Here is a 19,527-nt window from a genome sequence, read left to right on the forward strand (position 1 = left end):
ATTAAATTTCATCTTGGTAAACTGTTGATGCATCTTGCTTTTCTTTCGTCAATGAACCAGCTGCAATTTCTTCTAAAGCTTTACCTACTGGTTTATAAGATACATAAGAGCCTAATTTTTCATTTCCTTGTTCTTGCATTTGACGAGCTCTTTTTGAAGCAAGACTTACAAGGGAATATTTTGAATCGATTTTATTTTTTAATGAATCAATAGATGGGTATAACATAGGTTTATTCTCCTCTCAACATGGACAAGTATAATTTTTCAACACGTTCTCTACGACAATGTTCAGCAATGATTATGGCATTTATTTTTTCACATGCTTTTTGTATTTCGTCATTTTCAACGACATAATCGTACAAACTCATCATTTCTAATTCTTCTCTTGCAGTAGCAATGCGTTTTTGAATAATATCTTCTGTTTCAGTACCGCGTGTAATAAGTCGATTTTGCAATTCGGAAATACTAGGCGGTGCAAGGAAGATAAATAATGCGTCAGGGGCTTTTTCACGAATTTGAGCGGCACCTTGCACTTCGATTTCTAAAAAGACATCTCTTCCTGCATCTAATGTTTGATTAACATATTCAAGTGGTGTTCCATAATAATTCCCAACAAATTCGGCATGTTCAAGTAATCCACCAGATTTTATTAATGCTTCGAATTCTTCACGGGTTTTAAAGAAATAATCTACACCGTCTACCTCACCCTCACGAGGCTTACGTGTTGTCATTGATACTGAATATTCATAATTTGTATCTGGTTGCGAAAACAGTTCTTTTCTTACTGTACCTTTACCTACTCCAGAAGGGCCAGATAGAACAATTAATAAACCGCGTTCTTTTCTCATATGTCCAATACTCCCTCCTATATACTTCAATCATTTCTCGATAATTATTCGATATTTTGGACTTGTTCTCGCATTTTTTCTAATATTGTTTTGGATTGTACAACAGCCACAGAGCATTCTGTTGATTGATTTTTAGAGCCAATCGTATTGATTTCCCTTAATATTTCTTGCATTAGAAAATCAAGCTTACGTCCAATGGAAGAATTCTCATTCAATGTATCCACTAATTGTTGAAAATGACTCTCTAGACGATCTAACTCTTCAGAAATATCAACTCGTTCAGCATATAAAGCAACTTCCGCCAGTATTCGATCATCAAAAGTGTCTGTTTCAGTAATTTCTTTTATTCTCTCCATTAACTTAACTCTATATTTTTCTACAGCCTGAGGTGAGAACTTTCGAATTAGTTGAATTTGTTGTAACAGCTCATCTTTATATTGTAACAAAAATGACTTTAATTGTTTACCTTCACATTCTCTCATTTCAATTAATTGTTCACAAGCTTCCTTTAAAGCATTTTCAAATGCAATTTTTAAGCTCTCTAGCGGAACTTCATTTTTTTCATAAAGGATTGCATTATCTAAAGAAAGTATTTCCTGCATAGACCATTTGTCTTTTATAGGCAATGACTTTTCTAGTTGCTCTTTTACTTCTTTATAGGCATCTATTACTGGCCAATTAATCTGAACTTGAAATGAAGATTGTTCTTGCATTTTTACGTTGATCGTTATGTCTATTTTCCCACGGCTGACATTTTGAGATAACATTTTTTTCGCTTGCATCTCAATTCCAATCCATTCTTTAGGAAACTTGGAATGAATTTCAAGAAAACGATGATTGACTGAACGAACTTCAACCGTTAGTTGGAAATCATCCGTCGTTGTGACTCCCCTGCCGAAACCAGTCATACTACGTACCAAGGCCCGTCACACCTTTCTGTATAATGTTCCAATTATAACACATGTATTGTAAATTATAACTTAACTTATAGTAGAATTGCACTTACTTGATAGAAAAAATATGTCATTTTTCTTAAGTAAGGAAATCTTACACATCTTTCTGAAAAAAATTATATAATGATATTTGATTAAATAGAGAAACGGGGAATATATCATGGCATTTGATGGATTGTTTACTTTTGCTTTATCCAAACAGTTAAACAAACTTCTATCAGGACGAATTACAAAAATCCACCAACCAAATGCACTAGAAGTAATACTTCATGTTCGGGCAAATGGAGAAAATCATAAATTGTTATTTTCAATCCATCCTTCTTATGCTCGAGTTCATTTGACGGAACAAGCAATTGACAATCCTAGTGAACCACCTATGTTTTGTATGCTACTAAGAAAACATTTAGAAGGTGGCTATATTCAAAAGGTTCAAACTGAAGACTTTGAGCGAGTCATTACATTTGAAATTGAAAGTAAAAACGAGATTGGTGATACGGTCTTTCGTAAACTTACAATAGAAATTATGGGACGACATAGTAATTTCATTTTAATAGATAGTGGAACTGAAAAAATTATTGATAGCTTGAAGCATTTACCACCTTCACTAAATAGTTATCGAACTGTTTTACCTGGACAACTTTATATCGCACCACCCGCGCAAAATAAAGTAAATCCATCTACTATTTCAGATGATGAATTAAAAGCATTCTTTGCGGACGAGAAGACTGCAAAAGAAGTAGTGGAACATTTTAAAGGGTTTTCGACTACACACGCGAACGAATTACTATTTAGAATTAAACAAGGGGATCCTGTAAAGAGTTTCCATTCCTATATGAGTGAAATCATTAGAGCGGCAAATCCTACTTATTTAGAGTTGAACGGAAAAACATACTTTTCACCAACAAAGCTAACCCATCTATCCGACGAAGGTACAACTTTTAACAATTTAAGTGAGTTATTAGACCGTGTATTTTATGCACGTGCCGAACGAGATCGGGTAAAACAGCAGGCTGGTGACTTAGAACGTTGGATCCAAAATGAAGTAAATAAATTAAAACTAAAACTTAAAAAACTTCAAAAGGAATTAGATAACGCTTCTAAATTAGATAAATACCAACTATATGGTGAACTTTTAATGGCGAACCTTTATAACTTTGAAAAAGGTTTAAAAGAAGTAACCGTGGTTAATTACTACAGTGAAGATGAAGAAAAAATTACCATTCCATTAAGCGAGAGAAAAACTCCAATTGAAAATGCACAAAGTTATTATACAAAATACAATAAAGCTAAAAATGCATTGGTAATGGTTCAAGAACAAATTGAAAAGACGAAACAAGAAATCGATTATTTCGAAATGCTCACTGCTCAAGTAGAACAGGCTGCACCAGGTGATATCGAAGAAATCCGAGAAGAGCTTGCAGAACAAGGGTATTTAAGAATGCGCGCTTCAAAGAAAAAGAAAAAACCGACAAAGCCTGAACCAGAAAAATTCATCTCATCTTCTGGGATTGACATATCTGTCGGCAAAAATAATAAACAAAATGATTATTTAACATTTAAACTCGCGAAGAAATCAGACATTTGGCTCCATACAAAAGATATTCCAGGATCGCATGTCGTTATTCATTCTAGTGAGCCGGATGAAACAACTTTATTTGAAGCTGCTACACTAAGTGCTTATTTCAGTAAAGCTCGGGAATCCTCATCAGTCCCTGTTGACTACACTGAAATCCGTCAGGTGAAAAAACCAAACGGCTCCAAACCTGGTTTTGTTATCTATTTTGAACAAAAAACATTGTTTGTAACGCCGGATGAGGATTTAGTAATAAAACTTAAGAAGAAATAGTGAAGGAAGGCTTGTCTTTAGTTGGGACAAGCCTTTTTTATTTGGCGAAATACATTTAGGATAGGAAGGTGTAAATATATCCATAATCTGGTATAGTGGTAGATAATAGTAAACTCTCAAAGGAGCGATTATTTTGAGCACATTTCAAATAAGCCATGCCTCTGCAGTTCTTCTTTCAACGTTATTATCTCCATTATTATATTTCATGTTTAATATCACTTTTTATGGTGGGTCCATTGAAGATTTTGCAATGATTGCGCTTATCTTACTTATGTTTTATCTAGGACCTATTTTTCTTGTTGTCGGTCCATTAGTTGGCATTATTGTGCATTTTAAAGTGCGTTTTTTCTATATGAAACTAATTATTTATTTAATAGCAGGCTTTTTGTGTGGAGGATTGTTTTATTTAGTGAGAGATAACGACGGTGGAGATATCTGGTGGTATTTGGTGTTTGGATTATTTGCCGGACTTGTTTACTTCTTGATTCAATTCTCTGTTGAAGCAATTGTTAGGAAGTTTAAGTTTGATTATTGATTCGGTGTAGCTGCGTGCGAAATTCTGGATTTGGATGTTTATTAAGTTGTTAAATGTGGATTTTCATATGTTATTGTGTAAAAAATTTCATTTTTATAGCCAAAATCTAATTTTGCCCGCTGATAGATACCCTAAATAAATATCTTGTTTGATAGTGTTGATTTTATTTTCTCCTTCTATAAAAATAGTTAATAGAACTACTTTATTGAAGGACGTGTTAAAAAATTGATAGTAAAATCTAGGAAAAAATCTGGTGAATTACTAATTCTTGATTCGTTAAATAAAAGAATGGAACTTAACGAAAAATATAAATCTCGCTTATATACTCTACAAAAAGGATATGAAGGTGAAGTACTTTTTGAGTCTTACATTGCAAAACAGCAATCATGTTGCTTTGTGCTAAGCGATTTATTTCTTCTATCTAATAGCACTCATTTTCAATTAGATTCCATAATTATTACATTGGATAAAATACATCTCTTTGAAGTAAAAAACATTGAAGGCGATTATTATTACGACACCACCACAGATCGAATTTCTTCAGTCACAAAAGAAATACTCAACCCTTTCTCCCAAGTCGTTCGAGCTGAAATGTTATTAAGGCAATTGTTACTGGTGCACAATATTCATTTACCAATCGATTACAACGTTGTTTTTATCAACCCAGAATTCATGTTATATAATGCCCCGTCAAATAAACCATTTATATTCCCCACTCAGGTTAACCGCTATCTAAAACAGTTCAGCAACAAAGCTTTGGATAATCCAAATAAAAATCGTCATGTCGCAGAAAAATTACTATCACTTCACACATCAGATTCAAAGTTTTGGCAGATTCCAGCTTATGTGTATGGTGATCTTAAAAAAGGGATTACTTGTGAAATATGTCGTTCATTTATGATTAAAATTGAGGGGCAGAGTTGTGTTTGTGAGAGATGTGGGTATCGGGAACTAGTTTCTAGTGCTGTAATGAGAAGTGTTGAAGAGTTGAAGTTACTCTTTCCGGAAGAAAAGATAACGACGAATTTGGTGTTTGATTGGTGTCGGGGGATTGTGAGTAGTAGGACTATACTACGGATATTAGAACGCAACTTTACAAAGATAGGAAAAACTCGAGCTGCATACTTTATATAAGTATTGTGCAGAGATCAGTGTCCTTTATTTTGACAGCTTTGAGCTGATTCTTTGATTTTTGTCTAAATATTTCCTTTATTTTGACAACTTCATGCGGATTCTTAACATTCTGTCTAAATAACGGCTTTATCTTGAAAACTTTATGCGGATTCTTTGATTTCTGTCTAAATAAGGGCATTATCTTGACAACTTTTCGTGGATTCTTTGATTTCTGTCTAAATAACGGCTTTATCTTGAAAATTTTATGCGGATTCTTTGATTTCTGTCTAAATAAGGGCATTATCCTGACAACTTTTCATGGATTCTTTGATTTTTGTCTAAATAACTGCTTTATCTTGACAACTTAATCCGGATTCTTTGATTTTTGTCTAAATATCTCCTTTATTTTGACAACTTTATGCGGATTCTTTGATTTATGTCTAAATAAGGGCATTATCCTGACAACTTTTCGTGGATTCTTAAAATTCTGTCTAAATTACTGCTTTATCTTGACAACTTAATCCGGATTCTTTGATTTCTGTCTAAATAACTCCTTTATTTTGACAACTTTATGCGGATTCTTTGATTTCTGTCTAAATAAGCGCTTTATCTTGACAACTTTTCGTGGATTCTTAACATTCTGTCTAAATAACTCCTTTATTTTGACAACTTTATGTGGATTCTTAACATTCTGTCTAAATAACGGCTTTATCTTGACAACTTAATCCGGATTCTTTGATTTCTGTCTAAATAACTGTTTTATTTTGACTACTTTGTGCGCTTTCTTAGATTTCTGTCTAAATAAGCCTCCATTCCCCAAACAAAATAAAGGGTGCACTTACTTTAGATAAGTAAATGCACCCATATAAACTATATATTAAATTCAATGTTCAAAACGGGACTAGTATTTTGCACTATTCCCTACGAACACTATCTCCTACAACTTCCCAGCCTTCAAATCCGCATGCCATCCTTTTAGGAATGGCACTTGATCTTCTGAGATTGTTCCTGTCTCGATAGCTGCTTCTACTAGATAGTCGAAGTTTGTTAGGCTTACATATTTTACGCCGATTTCTTCAAAAGCTGCTTCAGCTCTTGGTAGATTGTATGTATACACGCAAACTACTCCTACTACTTCACAGCCTGCGTTGCGTAGAGCTTCGACTGCTGTAATAGAAGAACCGCCTGTTGAGATGATGTCTTCAACGACTACTACTTTTTGTCCTGCTTCAATTTTTCCTTCGATTTGATTGCCACGACCGTGTTCTTTTGCTTTAGAGCGAACATATACCATCGGCAATTCTAATATATCGGAAACCCATGCAGCATGAGGAATTCCAGCAGTTGCTGTTCCTGCTACTACTTCTGTCTCAGGGAACACTTCTTTAATTTTTAAAGCTAATCCTTTAGCTATTTCTTTACGAGCAACAGGGTCTGAAATTGTTAAACGAGTGTCGCAGTAAATAGGAGATTTGATTCCTGATGCCCATGTGAATAAATCTATTGGGTTTAATTCTACTGCACCGACTTTAAGCATTGCGTGTGCTATATTGTTTTCTAATGTCATATTATTTCTCCTCCCATAATTCAACGACTTTTTTATAGGCGATTAATGGATTCTCTGCCTTAGTAATTGCTCGTCCAACAACGATTAGTGATGAACCATTTTTACGCGCATAATCCGGTGTTGCAACGCGTTTTTGATCATGGCTTTCACCGCCAGCTAAGCGGATACCAGGTGTGACTCTTAAAAACTCTTCACCACAAGCTTCTGCGATTGCTGCAGCCTCATGAACGGAACATACAACTCCGTCCAAACCTGCTTGTTTTGTAATCTTTGCATAATGAAGAACTGATTCAATTAATGGCAATTGAATTTTTTGTTGTTGCTGCATTTGCTCCTCTGTAGTTGAAGTTAATTGAGTTACAGCAATTAAACGAGCTCGAGATGAACCTGATTGAGTACCTGCTTCTAATCCCTCAAGTGCACCTTCCATCATGTCAATTCCACCAGCTGCATGAACATTTACTAAATCTACACCAAGACGTGCTAATCCTTTCATCGCAGATTTCACTGTGTTTGGAATATCATGAAGTTTTAAATCTAAAAAAACATCGTGGCCAAGATCTTTTACGGCAGCAACAATACTTGGACCTTCTTGTAAATAAAGTTCCATGCCAATTTTAACGAACAACTTTTCATCAAATTGGTTCAAAAATTGTAAAACGTCTTTCTCGTTAGGAAAATCTAATGCGATTATCGGTTTGTTATTCATTAGCGGTGGCTCCTTCCAATAATGTCACGAATTCGTTTAACACCTAATTCATCAAGTTTCTTTGGAAGTTCCTCAATAATTTTTGGACAAACAAATGGGTCCACAAAGTTTGCAGTTCCAACTGCTACTGCAGAAGCACCAGCAGACATAAAATCAATTACATCTTGAGCACATGTAACGCCGCCCATGCCGATAATTGGTATATCTACCGCTTTATAAACTTCATAAACCATACGAATTGCAACAGGTTTCACTGCTGGACCAGAAAGTCCTCCGGTACCATTAGCTATAACTGGTTTACCAGTATGTTCATCTAAACGCATGCCGACTAATGTATTAATCATCGTGATTCCATCTGCTCCGCCAATTTCTACTGCTTGGGCTATTTCAACGATGTTTGTCACGTTTGGTGACAATTTCACATAAACCGGAACTTTTGAAACTGCTTTTACAGCTTCAACCAATTGTCGCGCAATGACTGGATCTGTTCCGAACGTAATCCCTCCATGCTTTACATTTGGGCAAGAAATATTAAGCTCTAGTGCTTTTACATTTGGAGCAGTTGAAATTTTTCTCGAAACATCTACATAATCCTCTAAGACAGATCCTGCAACATTTGCAATAATTGGCACATCGTAACGTTCTAACCACGGTAATTCATCAGCCATAACTTTTTCTAAACCAGGATTTTGAAGACCAATCGCATTTAGCATACCTGCAGGTGTTTCTGCAACACGTGGAGTTGGATTTCCGAATCTTGGCTCAACAGTTGTTGCCTTAATCATGATTGCGCCAAGCTTTGATAAATCATAAAGATTGGCAAACTCTTTTCCGAATCCGAAGCAACCGGAAGCTGGCATAATTGGGTTTTTTAAATCTAATCCAGGAAGTTGGATACTTATATTACTCATAGCTTCACAACTCCTTTCGCAAATACTGGGCCGTCTGAGCAAACTTTCACATAATCTTTTTCAATAATTTCAGTTGTTTTACATACGCATGCAAAGCACGCACCGATTCCGCAACCCATACGTTCTTCAAATGATAAGAAACCTTGTTTATCTGGATAGAAACTTTCAAGTGCTCGTAACATCGGTAGTGGACCACAAGCGTAGAAAGTATCAAATTCTGGAGTTAATTCTTCAAGTAGATCTGTTACGAATCCTTTTGTTCCATATGTACCATCGACTGTTACATAATGTGTTTCACCTAAAGCAGTGAATTTTTCTTCATAGAAAGCTACATCTTCTGTAGCAAATCCGAAAACATGAATCGTGCGAACATTTCTTTTATTTAGTTGCTTAGATAATTCGTACAATGGTGGAACACCAATTCCTCCACCTACTAATAATGCGATTCCACCTTCTTTTACTCCGTCTAATGGAAAACCATTACCTAATGGTCCAAGTACATCGACTTCATCACCAATTTGCTTTTGAGATAAAATTTCTGTACCACGGCCTTCAGCACGATAAATAAGAGTAAATTCATTTGCTTCTTTATTAATATTTGCGATACTTATTGGTCTTCTAAGTAAAGGCTCGAAGGAATCAGATACGCGAACATGAACAAATTGTCCAGGATTTGAATCCTGAACAATTTCTCCTTGCAAAGTTACTTCAAATATATTTTTCGCTATTTTTTCTTGCTTTACAACCGCCATTCTCTCTTGTTGTATCATGGATCATTAAACCTCCGCTTTTGGCATTTCTTCTGCTGAAAATGTCATTGATTCGATTACTCCTAACATAGCTTCAGCAGTATCTAGTGAAGTTAAACATGGAATGCCATTTTCTACTGATTCACGACGAATTCGGAAACCATCACTAGCAGGTTGTTTTCCTTTTGTTAATGTGTTGATGACAAGTTGTGTCTCTCCATTTTGGATTACATCTAATAATGTTTTTTCTTTGGAACCTATTTTTCCAACTACATCAGCATAAATACCTGCTTCTGCAAATCTTTTTGCTGTTCCTTCAGTTGCCATAATACGGTATCCAACTGCGTTGAAGCGTTTTGCTAAACCAATTGCTTCTTCTTTATCTTTGTCTGACACTGTAAATAGTACAGTACCGTATGTTTTAACCTCTGTACCAGCTGCAACAAAGCCTTTATATAATGCTTTTTCAAAAGATACATCTTTCCCCATTACTTCACCTGTTGATTTCATTTCAGGTCCAAGTGTAATGTCTACACGACGTAATTTTGCAAAACTGAATACTGGTACTTTAACAAATACGCCTTTTTGTTCTTTTGCAAGGCCTGGTTCATATCCTTGTTCAATAATTGACTTTCCTAAAATAGCTTTTGTAGCAATATTCGCCATCGGAATGTTAGTAATTTTACTTAAGAATGGTACTGTACGGCTTGAACGTGGGTTTACTTCAATTACATAAATTTCACCTTTTGAAAGTACATATTGAATGTTCATTAAACCGATAATACCTAAACCTTTTGCTAAACGAGTTGTGTAATCAACTAATGTAGCTTTTTGTTCTGAAGTTAACTTTTGCGGCGGATAAACCGAAATTGAGTCACCAGAGTGAACACCTGCACGTTCTACGTGTTCCATAATTCCTGGGATTAATACATTTTCACCATCGCAAATTGCGTCTACTTCAATTTCTTGACCAGTTAAGTAACGGTCTACTAATACTGGATGATCTGGTGACGCTTCAACAGCGTTTTCCATGTAATGAATAAGTTCTTCTTCGTTGTAGACAATTTCCATTGCACGACCACCAAGTACATAAGAAGGACGTACAAGTACAGGGAATCCAAGTTTTTTACCGATTGCTACTGCTTCATCAGTTGATACAGCCGTTTCCCCTGGAGGTTGTGGAATACCAAGTTCGCGTAATGTTTGCTCGAACTTATCACGGTTTTCAGCACGGTCGATATCTTCAAGGCTTGTTCCTAAAATTTTCACGCCATTTGCTGCTAATTTATCAGCTAAATTGATCGCCGTTTGACCACCAAATTGAACAACTACACCAATCGGTTTTTCTAAATCAATGATGTGCATAACGTCTTCAATTGTTAATGGCTCAAAGTAAAGTTTGTCTGAAATTGAGAAGTCCGTAGACACTGTTTCAGGATTTGAGTTAATAATAATTGCTTCATAGCCTGCTTCTTGGATTGCCCATACTGAGTGAACAGTCGCATAGTCAAACTCAACCCCTTGACCGATACGAATTGGACCAGATCCTAGAACAATTACGGAAGGTTTGTCTGTTACGATTGATTCATTTTCTTCTTCATATGTTCCGTAGAAATATGGTGTTTGAGATTCAAACTCTGCCGCGCAAGTATCAACCATTTTATATACTGGGATAATGCCGTTTTCTTTTCGGAAAGCATAGATTTCTTCTTGTGAAGTTCCCCAAAGTTCAGCAATCTTTTTATCTGCAAATCCGATACGTTTAGCTTGTCGAAGAATCGCTACATCATTCTTATTCTCAGCAAGTGTTTTTTCCATCTCAATGATGTTTTGTAATTTGTTTAAGAACCAAAAATCAATTTGAGACCACTCATGAATTTGCTCAACTGAAACGCCTCGACGTAATGCTTCGCCGATGAAGAATAAACGTTCATCTCCCGCTTTACGAATACGTTTTTCAATCCATTTATCTGACTGTTCTTCAGCATGTTTTAATTCGATATGTACATGCCCAGTTTCTAGAGAACGAACAGCTTTTAAAATCGCTTCTTCAAAGTTGCGACCTAATGCCATTACTTCACCAGTTGCTTTCATTTGAGTTCCTAAATTACGTTTTGCAGATTCAAATTTATCGAATGGCCAGCGAGGAATTTTTGCTACGATGTAGTCAAGTGCTGGTTCGAAGTCTGCATAAGTTGAACCTGTTACTGGGTTAATAATTTCATCTAATGAAAGACCTACAGCGATTTTTGCTGCAAGCTTTGCAATCGGATAACCAGTAGCTTTTGAAGCTAATGCCGATGAACGAGATACACGTGGGTTTACTTCAATTACATAGTATTTAAAGCTATTTGGATCTAATGCAAGTTGAACGTTACATCCACCTTCGATTTTTAGAGCGCGAATAATATCTAAAGAGATATTACGTAACATTTGATATTCACGGTCAGATAAAGTTTGAGAAGGTGCTACTACTATTGAGTCACCAGTATGAATTCCTACTGGGTCGAAGTTTTCCATGTTACATACAACGATTGCATTATCTTTTGAGTCACGCATTACTTCGTATTCAATTTCTTTGAAACCTGCAATCGATTTTTCTAGTAAACATTGTGTTACTGGGCTATATTTAAGACCGCTTTGTACGATTTCTTCAAGTTCTTGATCGTTATTACAAATACCTCCTCCAGTACCACCAAGAGTGAATGCAGGACGTACGATAACTGGGTAACCAATTCTCTCAACAAAAGCTTTTGCTTCAGCTAAATTGTGAATGATATCAGACTCAGGTACTGGTGCACCTAATTCATACATTAAATTACGGAATAAATCACGGTCTTCTGCTTTATGGATGGCATCCAGTTTTGTACCTAAGATTTCAATATTTAATTCATCTAAAATACCTGAGTTTTGAAGTTCAATTGCCATATTTAATCCTGTTTGACCACCAAGAGTTGGCAGGATAGCATCTGGACGTTCTTTTCTTAAAATTCGTGATACAAACTCTAAAGAAATTGGCTCGATATAAACTTTATCTGCAATCTCAGTATCTGTCATGATTGTAGCAGGGTTAGAGTTAATTAGAATAACTCGGTAGCCTTCCTCTTTTAATGAAAGACAAGCTTGTGTTCCTGCGTAGTCAAATTCAGCAGCTTGACCAATAATAATCGGTCCTGATCCAATAACTAAAATTGTTTCGATATCTGTACGTTTAGGCATGTTGTATCTCCTTCCCTGCGTTAGCTTCCATTAATTCAATGAATTCATCAAATAAGTGATTTGAATCTTCTGGTCCTGGTGAAGCTTCCGGGTGATATTGTACTGTAAATACAGGATATTTCTTATGGCGTAATCCTTCCACTGTTCCATCATTTAATGCAACGTGAGTTACTTCTAGATCTGTTCCTTCTAGAGAATTAGCGTCAATGGCATATCCATGGTTTTGTGATGTAATTTCCGTACGTCCAGTTCTTAAATCCTTAACTGGGTGATTCGCTCCGCGGTGTCCAAATGGTAATTTGAAGCTTTTCGCACCACTTGCTAATGCAAATAGTTGATGACCTAAACAAATACCGAAAATTGGCACTTTTCCAATTAGTTCACGAATCGTTTCAATTCCTTCAATTACGTCTGCTGGGTCCCCAGGTCCATTTGAAAGCATAACACCATCTGGATACCAAGCTAAAATTTCTTCTGCAGTTGTGTTGTATGGTACGACCAATACGTCACAATTACGTTTATTTAGTTCTCGTAAAATACCATGTTTCATACCGAAATCCATTAATACAACACGTTTTCCACGTCCTGGACTTGGATAAGCTGTTTTTGGAGATACTTCACGAACATGATTTGTTATAAGAGGTGTCGATTGTAGTTTTGTTACAACTTCCTCCACATTTACTTCTGCACCTGCTTCTGTCAAAATCGCACGTACTGCCCCTTTTGAACGAATAATACGCGTTAATTTACGTGTATCGATTCCTTCGATACCAGGAATCTCTTTCGAAGTTAAGTACTCATTTAGAGTAAGATCTGAGCGGAAGTTGGATGGATGTTTTGCAAGTTCACGAACAACCATTCCTCGAATGCTAGGATTGATGGCTTCAAAGTCATCACGGTTTATTCCATAATTTCCGATTAACGGATAAGTAAAAGTTACAATTTGTCCATAAAATGAAGGATCTGATAATGTTTCTTGGTAGCCAGTCATCCCTGTTGTAAATACTACCTCTCCTTGAGAAGCTTGATCACTTCCGAACGCTATACCGTTAAACACTGTTCCATCTTCTAAAATTAACATTCGCTCTTTCATACATTTGCCTCCTGATATACAATATTACCTTCAAAAATCGTCATGATTGGCCAACCTTTTGCATTCCAACCATTGAAAGGTGTATTGCGACCTTTTGTTTCAAATTTTTCAACATCAACTACTTGCTCTTTTTGTAAATCAATAATTGTTAAATCTGCTGAAGCACCAACTTCTAATTTTCCATATGGTAAGTCGAAAATTTCTGCTGGTTTCACTGTCATCCAATCAACTAATTGTTTTAAAGTCCATTTTCCTGTCTCGACAAAGTTTGTGTACAGTAGTGGAAATGCTGTTTCAAATCCTACAATTCCAAATGGTGCACCAACCATGCCACAACATTTTTCTTCCACAGTATGTGGTGCATGATCTGTTGCAATGCAATCTATCGTTCCATCAAGTAATGCTTGGTGAAGCGAGTCTAAATCATCCTTTGCACGTAGCGGTGGATTCATCTTCCAGTTTGCGTCGTCTGAAGGGATATCCATTTCTTCAAGTAATAAGTGATGTGGACAAACCTCAGCTGTTACGCGGATTCCCGCAGCTTTTGCATCTCGCACTGCACGAACTGATTCTTTTGAAGATACGTGACAAACATGATAACGGGCACCTGCAGCTTCAGCTAATAATACGTCCCTTGCAATTTGCACAGATTCACAAATTGATGGAATACCAGGAAGTCCTAGTTCTTTATTACGCTTTCCTTCATGCATTACACCGTTGTATATAAGTGAATTATCTTCGCAGTGAGCGACAACAACTGCGTCCACTTTTGCTGCATCTTGCATTTGCTCGTACATAATAGAAGATAATTGAATTCCTATACCATCATCTGAAAATGCTACAGCACCATGTTTTTTCAATTCCTCAATATTCGTACGTTGTTCTCCTGCTTCATTCACCGTTAGAGAACCATATGGTAGTACACGCACAACTGCACTCTCTTTAATTAAATTATTAATTAAATTTAAGTTTTCGATGGAATCGGGAACTGGTTTTGTATTTGGCATTGCGCAAAGTGTTGTAAATCCACCTTTTGCTGCTGATTTTGTACCAGTTTTAATTGTTTCTTTATGCTCGAACCCTGGTTCACGTAAATGTACGTGAAGGTCTACAAAGCCGGGTGAAACAAAACAACCTTTTCCGTCGATCACTTCTGCTCCTTCTGGTTTTTCCCCACCGATCTCGGAGATTATCTTATTTTCAATCGTAATACTAGATGTTACTTGCTCTCCTAGTTCGTTTAACAGTTGTATATTTTCAATGTACTTCTTCATTATTATTCTCTTCCTTTCAAAATCGTTTCAAGAATAGCCATTCGTACAAAAACTCCATTTCGAACCTGTTCAAAAATTCTTGAACGCTCACATTCTACAAGTCCTGAAGCGATTTCGACATCTCGGTTTACAGGAGCCGGGTGCATAATGATTGCTCCTTTTTTCATTCTTGCTTCACGTTCAAATGTCAAGCCGAATTCTTCATGGTAGCTTTCTTTCGAAAAGTTTTCGTTTACTGCATGTCTTTCATGTTGAATGCGAAGTAACATGACCACATCGCTATCTTCTAAAAGTCCATCCCAAGAATGGTACGCTTCAAAATCTCCAGCCCATTCTTGCGGACATACGAAGCGAACGTTAACTCCTAGATTTTTTAACGCAATCGCATTTGATTTGGCTACACGACTGTGTGTGATATCTCCTACAATGGTTACATTTAACCCTTCAAATTTCCCGAACTCTTTATAAATTGTATATAGGTCTAATAAAGATTGAGATGGATGTTGCCCAACACCATCACCAGCATTGATGACAGCTATGTTAATGCCTTCTAATAACTCGTTAAAGTAAGCATCTTCCACTGCTCGAATAACAACTGCGTCTAAGCCAATCATTTCTAACGTTTTCACTGTGTCATACATCGTTTCTCCCTTTAATGCGCTTGAAAAGCTCGCGCTAAATGGGATAACTGTACATCCAACTTTTCTCTCCGCCATTTCAAAACTTGTACTTGTACGTGTACTTGGTTCGAAAAATAGATTTGCAACGTTGTATGATCGGTTTAATGAAGGTTGTTCACCTTTTTCAAACTCTTCTGCACGGAGTAGAATCCCAATAACCTCTTTATTAGTTAAATGTTCCATTGATAGTAAATTTCTCACTGTTGTTTGCCTCCTAGTTTTCATTACTTATAAAAATACCTCGCATTAAGCGAGGCATCAGGAGGGAAGAGAGTGAATAACATTAAGTACATTCAAACTCATATATCCCCTTTTTTGCCTCTCTGGACAATTCTTTAAAGGTTTACTTTATTTAGTTTTTATCACTAGTTTCATAGATTTCTTTTACTTCCTTTTCTCGACCAGGTAAGACTAAGTTTAATATTACCCCGACGATTGCAGCTAATGCCATTCCTTCAATTGCGAATGTCTCTGAAAATCTTAGAGCTGCTCCACCAATTCCAATTACTAATATTACTGAAGCGATAACCATGTTTCGGTTGTTACCGAAATCGATATTATTTTCAACTAGCATTCTTAAACCACTTGAAGCGATGATCCCAAATAATAGGATGGAAATACCGCCAAGTACTGCTGTTGGAATCGTTTGGATTAAAGCCATTGCTTTACCTATGAATGAGAAAAGAATCGCGAGAATTGCTGCACCTAAGATTACGTACACTGAAAATACTCGTGTAATTGCTAGTACACCGATATTTTCACCATATGTAGTTTTTGGTGGCCCACCAAGTAATGCACTTGCAAATGTCCCTAATCCATCACCTAACAATGAACGGTGTAATCCAGGATCTTTAATATAGTTTCTATTTACAACTTTCCCTAACACTAATTGGTGACCGATATGTTCCGAAATCGTTACGATTACAATTGGTACCATACCTAGTAATATAGTTGAAGTAATATTAAATTCGTAATGCACTCCTGGAATTAAGAACTCTGGTAATGCGAACCAATCCGCTTCTTTTACTTTTGTAAAGTCTACAATTCCGATAATACTTGAGTAGATATAACCAACGATTAAACCTAAAAGGATTGGCATTGTACTTAAGATATTTTTAAAGAAGATTGTAAAAATAATCGCTGCAAACAGTGTTACTAGTGCTGCTGAGAAATGAAGTACACTATATTGATCCACACCGTCTACTTTAATGTTCATCGCCATACCTACTGCCGTTCCAGCTAATCCTAATCCGATAACCATAATAACTGGTGCTACAACGATTGGTGGTAATAGACGCATTAACCATTTGTACCCTGTTTTCCAGATAATTAAGGAAACTAATGCGTACGTAATACCAACTGCCATGGCTCCAATCATAGCGTTACCGGGATTGATACTTTGTCCAGTTGTATTATCTATTCCTGCTACAACAAGAATTGGTGATATAAAAGCAAAGGATGATCCCAAATATGCAGGAACTTTAAATTGAGTAATGATCATGAAGATAATTGTTGCAATACCACTTGTTAATAATGCAATGGATGGGCTTAACCCTACTAATTGAGGTACTAGGATAGTAGCTCCAAACATCGCAAACATATGTTGAAAGCTTAGTGTAATCAATTGTCCAGCTGTTGGTTTTTCATTGATATCTAGAACAGCTTGTTTAGCCATTTATATTTCTCCATTCTTTTCTTAGTCTACTTTGTGGAGTTTTACGCTATCTTCTCCATCAACTTCTTGGATGTTTACAGTAATTCGTTCTGTACTTGATGTAGGGATATTTTTTCCTACGTAATCTGCTCTAATTGGCAATTCACGGTGACCTCGATCGACTAATACAGCAAGTTGAATTTGAGAAGGTCTACCTAAATCCATTACTGCGTCTAATGCTGCTCGAACAGTTCTACCAGTGTAAAGGACATCATCGACTAAAATAATTTTTTGATTTTCAACGACATAGTTAATATCAACTTCTTGAACTCTAGGTTCACCATTATCGAATTTAGTTGATAAATCATCACGGTATAATGTGATGTCAAGTTCTCCCGTACGAATCGGTCTTCCCTCAATCATTTGGATTCTCTCTGCTAATCTTTTTGCTAGGAAATCCCCTCTTGTTTTAATCCCTACTAAAATACATTCATCGATTCCTTTATTCCTTTCGATGATTTCATGTGCAATTCTTGTAATAGCTCGATTCATTGATGGGCCATCTAAAAGTACTGTAGTTTGTGACATGATAAATCCTCCTCTATTTTTTTAAGATTGATCTAACAGTGATGAAATATACTTGTCATTCACCATAAGAAGAGAGAACTTCATCAAGAAGTAAAAAAACCTCTTAAGCATTCGCTTAAGAGGTTGATGATAGTTGTGTTTACGGGCGCGTTTAAATAAACAGCATTCACCAGATATATGTAGTAAGATACATATATAGTCAATAGAGCTGTTGTCTTTCAACGCTTCACAATTACCTTCTCAGCCTCTCTGGACTGCAATTAAAGGTGAATATTCAATTTTGAACTCTTCGTTACTGTTTGTAACGTTTGTTTCATTCACTGAAGCTAACTATATACCTTAATCGGTTACTAGTCAACCTTCTTTTCGTAAATTGTCTAATAATGCGACAAAGTCATCAGGTAATGGTACTTCAAATTCTAAGTATTCCTTCGATGTAGGATGTACAAATCCTAATACACCTGCATGTAAAACTTGGCCACCAAAGTCGATTGTTTTCTTTGGACCATATTTTGGGTCACCTACAAGTGGGTATCCAATATAGTTCATATGAACACGAATTTGATGTGTACGACCTGTTTCTAAAATACATTCAACAAGTGTATATACTCCACCGAATCTCTCTTTTACATGGAAGTGAGTAACTGCATGCTTTCCATTATCAACAACTGCTTGTTTTTGACGGTCTTTAGGATCACGTGCAATCGGAGCATCAATTGTTCCTTTATCATGAGCAATATGTCCATGAACTAAAGCAGTATACTTACGTGTTACGGTTTTATTTACTAATTGTTCAACTAATGAATGATGTGCATTGTCATTTTTAGCAACCATTAATAAACCAGATGTATCTTTATCAATACGGTGTACGATTCCCGGTCTCATAACACCATTAATGCCCGAAAGATCTTTACAGTGATACATAAGTCCGTTTACTAAAGTTCCCGTTGTATGACCAGGAGCTGGGTGTACAACCATCCCTTTTGGTTTGTTTACAACTAGTACATCTGCATCTTCATAAACAATTTCTAAATTTAAATCTTCAGGGATGATTTCAAGTGGTTCCGGTTCAGGAACATCGATCTCAATAAGATCCCCTTCTTTTACTTTATATTTTGCTTTTACTTCCTCTCCATTCACTTTCACAATACCGTCAGTAATCCAGCTTGCAATTTGTGAACGAGACCAGTCTTCAGCAAGAGTTGATAATGCTTTATCAATACGTTCTCCTGCAACTTCTTCATCAATTGTATAAGTAACAATTGTCATTATTTCACCTTTTTCTTTTCTGCTCTTTCTTCGTTAAATAACACGATGATGATCATAATAATTGAAATCGTTAATGCTGCATCAGCGATGTTGAATATTGGGAAATCATAATTGATAATAGGAATTAATACATCAACAAAGTCAACAACTTCTCCACGGAATAAACGGTCTATAAAATTCCCTATTGTTCCACCCAATAGAATCATTAAACTAACCGCAAAAAAGTGTTTTCCTTTAGCTTGCTTATGAAAGTAATAAATAATACCGATTACAACAAGAATAGTGACAATGTAAAAAATCCACATTTGCCCTTGTAGCATTCCCCATGCTGCTCCACGATTTCGATGTGATAATATTCCAAACCATGGATCCCAAACACTAATACGTTCCCCTAACTGCATATTTTGAACTATTAACCATTTTGTCCATTGGTCAAGTAAAATGACAAGTAAGGCAATTCCATAATATATATACACAATATACCCCCGTTTACCAAAATATCTTAATTATTCTACCACA

18 protein-coding genes are annotated in these 19,527 nt (G+C 36.1%); 3 read left to right on the plus strand and 15 right to left on the minus strand.

Annotated elements, in window-relative coordinates:
- Nucleotide 1 precedes the first annotated feature (1 nt).
- From rpoZ to ACOQFO_RS17460, 3 genes are read right to left on the minus strand one after another with little or no spacing between them, the layout of a single operon-like run.
- On the minus strand, nucleotides 2-226 hold the full coding sequence (rpoZ, locus tag ACOQFO_RS17450) for a DNA-directed RNA polymerase subunit omega (protein ID WP_421690952.1): 225 nt from the start codon (nucleotides 224-226) through the stop codon (nucleotides 2-4).
- A 4-nt stretch (nucleotides 227-230) separates the two neighbouring features.
- On the minus strand, nucleotides 231-848 hold the full coding sequence (gene gmk / locus ACOQFO_RS17455; RefSeq protein WP_421690953.1) for a guanylate kinase: 618 nt from the start codon (nucleotides 846-848) through the stop codon (nucleotides 231-233).
- Between the two features lie 44 nt (nucleotides 849-892).
- The gene (locus ACOQFO_RS17460) at nucleotides 893-1,768 is read right to left on the minus strand and encodes a YicC/YloC family endoribonuclease (protein ID WP_421690954.1); all 876 of its coding nucleotides are present in this window, start codon (nucleotides 1,766-1,768) and stop codon (nucleotides 893-895) included.
- A gap of 193 nt (nucleotides 1,769-1,961) precedes the next feature.
- Here ACOQFO_RS17460 and ACOQFO_RS17465 point away from each other — a divergent pair, with 193 nt between their 5' ends.
- The 3 genes from ACOQFO_RS17465 (at nucleotide 1,962) to ACOQFO_RS17475 (ending at nucleotide 5,316) form a co-directional block, all read left to right on the plus strand.
- Complete coding sequence (locus ACOQFO_RS17465; protein ID WP_421690955.1) at nucleotides 1,962-3,647, plus strand: Rqc2 family fibronectin-binding protein; 1,686 nt, start codon at nucleotides 1,962-1,964, stop codon at nucleotides 3,645-3,647.
- Between the two features lie 133 nt (nucleotides 3,648-3,780).
- Nucleotides 3,781-4,182 (plus strand): hypothetical protein, encoded by a 402-nt coding sequence (locus ACOQFO_RS17470; RefSeq protein WP_421690956.1) that lies wholly within the window; start codon nucleotides 3,781-3,783, stop codon nucleotides 4,180-4,182.
- A gap of 225 nt (nucleotides 4,183-4,407) precedes the next feature.
- Nucleotides 4,408-5,316 carry a nuclease-related domain-containing protein gene (locus ACOQFO_RS17475; RefSeq protein WP_421690957.1) on the plus strand — a complete coding sequence of 303 codons (909 nt, stop codon included), beginning with the start codon at nucleotides 4,408-4,410 and terminating at the stop codon, nucleotides 5,314-5,316.
- A gap of 916 nt (nucleotides 5,317-6,232) precedes the next feature.
- Here the strand turns inward: ACOQFO_RS17475 and pyrE are convergent.
- The 12 genes from pyrE to lspA form a co-directional block, all read right to left on the minus strand.
- Entirely contained in the window at nucleotides 6,233-6,862 is a 630-nt protein-coding gene (pyrE, locus tag ACOQFO_RS17480) for an orotate phosphoribosyltransferase (protein ID WP_421690958.1), read from the minus strand.
- A 1-nt stretch (nucleotide 6,863) separates the two neighbouring features.
- Nucleotides 6,864-7,571: an orotidine-5'-phosphate decarboxylase gene (pyrF, locus tag ACOQFO_RS17485; protein ID WP_421690959.1), complete on the minus strand. Its 708-nt coding sequence runs from the start codon at nucleotides 7,569-7,571 to the stop codon at nucleotides 6,864-6,866.
- Nucleotides 7,571-8,482, minus strand: a complete 912-nt coding sequence (locus ACOQFO_RS17490) for a dihydroorotate dehydrogenase (protein WP_421690960.1) — start codon at nucleotides 8,480-8,482, stop codon at nucleotides 7,571-7,573. The genes pyrF and ACOQFO_RS17490 overlap by 1 nt, the downstream gene beginning before the upstream one ends.
- Nucleotides 8,479-9,252 (minus strand): dihydroorotate dehydrogenase electron transfer subunit, encoded by a 774-nt coding sequence (locus ACOQFO_RS17495; RefSeq protein ID WP_421690961.1) that lies wholly within the window; start codon nucleotides 9,250-9,252, stop codon nucleotides 8,479-8,481. The genes ACOQFO_RS17490 and ACOQFO_RS17495 overlap by 4 nt, the downstream gene beginning before the upstream one ends.
- 6 nt (nucleotides 9,253-9,258) lie before the next feature.
- Nucleotides 9,259-12,450, minus strand: a complete 3,192-nt coding sequence (gene carB / locus ACOQFO_RS17500; RefSeq protein WP_421690962.1) for a carbamoyl-phosphate synthase large subunit — start codon at nucleotides 12,448-12,450, stop codon at nucleotides 9,259-9,261.
- Nucleotides 12,443-13,543, minus strand: a complete 1,101-nt coding sequence (locus ACOQFO_RS17505; RefSeq protein ID WP_421690963.1) for a carbamoyl phosphate synthase small subunit — start codon at nucleotides 13,541-13,543, stop codon at nucleotides 12,443-12,445. Before ACOQFO_RS17505 ends, carB begins: the two co-directional genes overlap by 8 nt.
- The gene (locus ACOQFO_RS17510; protein WP_421690964.1) at nucleotides 13,540-14,817 is read right to left on the minus strand and encodes a dihydroorotase; all 1,278 of its coding nucleotides are present in this window, start codon (nucleotides 14,815-14,817) and stop codon (nucleotides 13,540-13,542) included. The genes ACOQFO_RS17505 and ACOQFO_RS17510 overlap by 4 nt, the downstream gene beginning before the upstream one ends.
- Nucleotides 14,818-14,819: 2 nt before the next feature.
- Nucleotides 14,820-15,698 (minus strand): aspartate carbamoyltransferase catalytic subunit, encoded by an 879-nt coding sequence (locus ACOQFO_RS17515; RefSeq protein ID WP_421690965.1) that lies wholly within the window; start codon nucleotides 15,696-15,698, stop codon nucleotides 14,820-14,822.
- A 151-nt stretch (nucleotides 15,699-15,849) separates the two neighbouring features.
- A complete protein-coding gene (locus ACOQFO_RS17520; protein ID WP_421690966.1) occupies nucleotides 15,850-17,172 on the minus strand; it encodes a uracil-xanthine permease family protein in 1,323 nt (440 codons plus the stop codon).
- A gap of 21 nt (nucleotides 17,173-17,193) precedes the next feature.
- Nucleotides 17,194-17,739: a bifunctional pyr operon transcriptional regulator/uracil phosphoribosyltransferase PyrR gene (gene pyrR, locus ACOQFO_RS17525; RefSeq protein WP_421690967.1), complete on the minus strand. Its 546-nt coding sequence runs from the start codon at nucleotides 17,737-17,739 to the stop codon at nucleotides 17,194-17,196.
- Between the two features lie 354 nt (nucleotides 17,740-18,093).
- The gene (locus tag ACOQFO_RS17530; RefSeq protein WP_421690968.1) at nucleotides 18,094-19,008 is read right to left on the minus strand and encodes an RluA family pseudouridine synthase; all 915 of its coding nucleotides are present in this window, start codon (nucleotides 19,006-19,008) and stop codon (nucleotides 18,094-18,096) included.
- Complete coding sequence (lspA, locus tag ACOQFO_RS17535; protein ID WP_421690969.1) at nucleotides 19,008-19,484, minus strand: signal peptidase II; 477 nt, start codon at nucleotides 19,482-19,484, stop codon at nucleotides 19,008-19,010. Before lspA ends, ACOQFO_RS17530 begins: the two co-directional genes overlap by 1 nt.
- Nucleotides 19,485-19,527: the final 43 nt, after the last annotated feature.

Origin of the sequence: Ureibacillus sp. MALMAid1270 (assembly GCF_049202975.1) — a bacterium.
Taxonomy (GTDB): domain Bacteria; phylum Bacillota; class Bacilli; order Bacillales_A; family Planococcaceae; genus Ureibacillus.

Excerpts from the sequence above, each read along its gene's own strand:
- ACOQFO_RS17465 (WP_421690955.1), top strand. The coding sequence starts at position 1,962 with ATGGCATTTGATGGATTGTTTACTTTTGCTTTATCCAAACAGTTAAAC.
- rpoZ (WP_421690952.1), bottom strand. The coding sequence starts at position 226 with ATGTTATACCCATCTATTGATTCATTAAAAAATAAAATCGATTCAAAA.
- ACOQFO_RS17490 (WP_421690960.1), bottom strand. The coding sequence starts at position 8,482 with ATGAGTAATATAAGTATCCAACTTCCTGGATTAGATTTAAAAAACCCA.
- carB (WP_421690962.1), bottom strand. The coding sequence starts at position 12,450 with ATGCCTAAACGTACAGATATCGAAACAATTTTAGTTATTGGATCAGGA.
- ACOQFO_RS17505 (WP_421690963.1), bottom strand. The coding sequence starts at position 13,543 with ATGAAAGAGCGAATGTTAATTTTAGAAGATGGAACAGTGTTTAACGGT.
- pyrR (WP_421690967.1), bottom strand. The coding sequence starts at position 17,739 with ATGTCACAAACTACAGTACTTTTAGATGGCCCATCAATGAATCGAGCT.
- gmk (WP_421690953.1), bottom strand. The coding sequence starts at position 848 with ATGAGAAAAGAACGCGGTTTATTAATTGTTCTATCTGGCCCTTCTGGA.
- ACOQFO_RS17510 (WP_421690964.1), bottom strand. The coding sequence starts at position 14,817 with ATGAAGAAGTACATTGAAAATATACAACTGTTAAACGAACTAGGAGAG.
- pyrE (WP_421690958.1), bottom strand. The coding sequence starts at position 6,862 with ATGACATTAGAAAACAATATAGCACACGCAATGCTTAAAGTCGGTGCA.
- ACOQFO_RS17495 (WP_421690961.1), bottom strand. The coding sequence starts at position 9,252 with ATGATACAACAAGAGAGAATGGCGGTTGTAAAGCAAGAAAAAATAGCG.
- ACOQFO_RS17530 (WP_421690968.1), bottom strand. The coding sequence starts at position 19,008 with ATGACAATTGTTACTTATACAATTGATGAAGAAGTTGCAGGAGAACGT.
- ACOQFO_RS17520 (WP_421690966.1), bottom strand. The coding sequence starts at position 17,172 with ATGGCTAAACAAGCTGTTCTAGATATCAATGAAAAACCAACAGCTGGA.
- pyrF (WP_421690959.1), bottom strand. The coding sequence starts at position 7,571 with ATGAATAACAAACCGATAATCGCATTAGATTTTCCTAACGAGAAAGAC.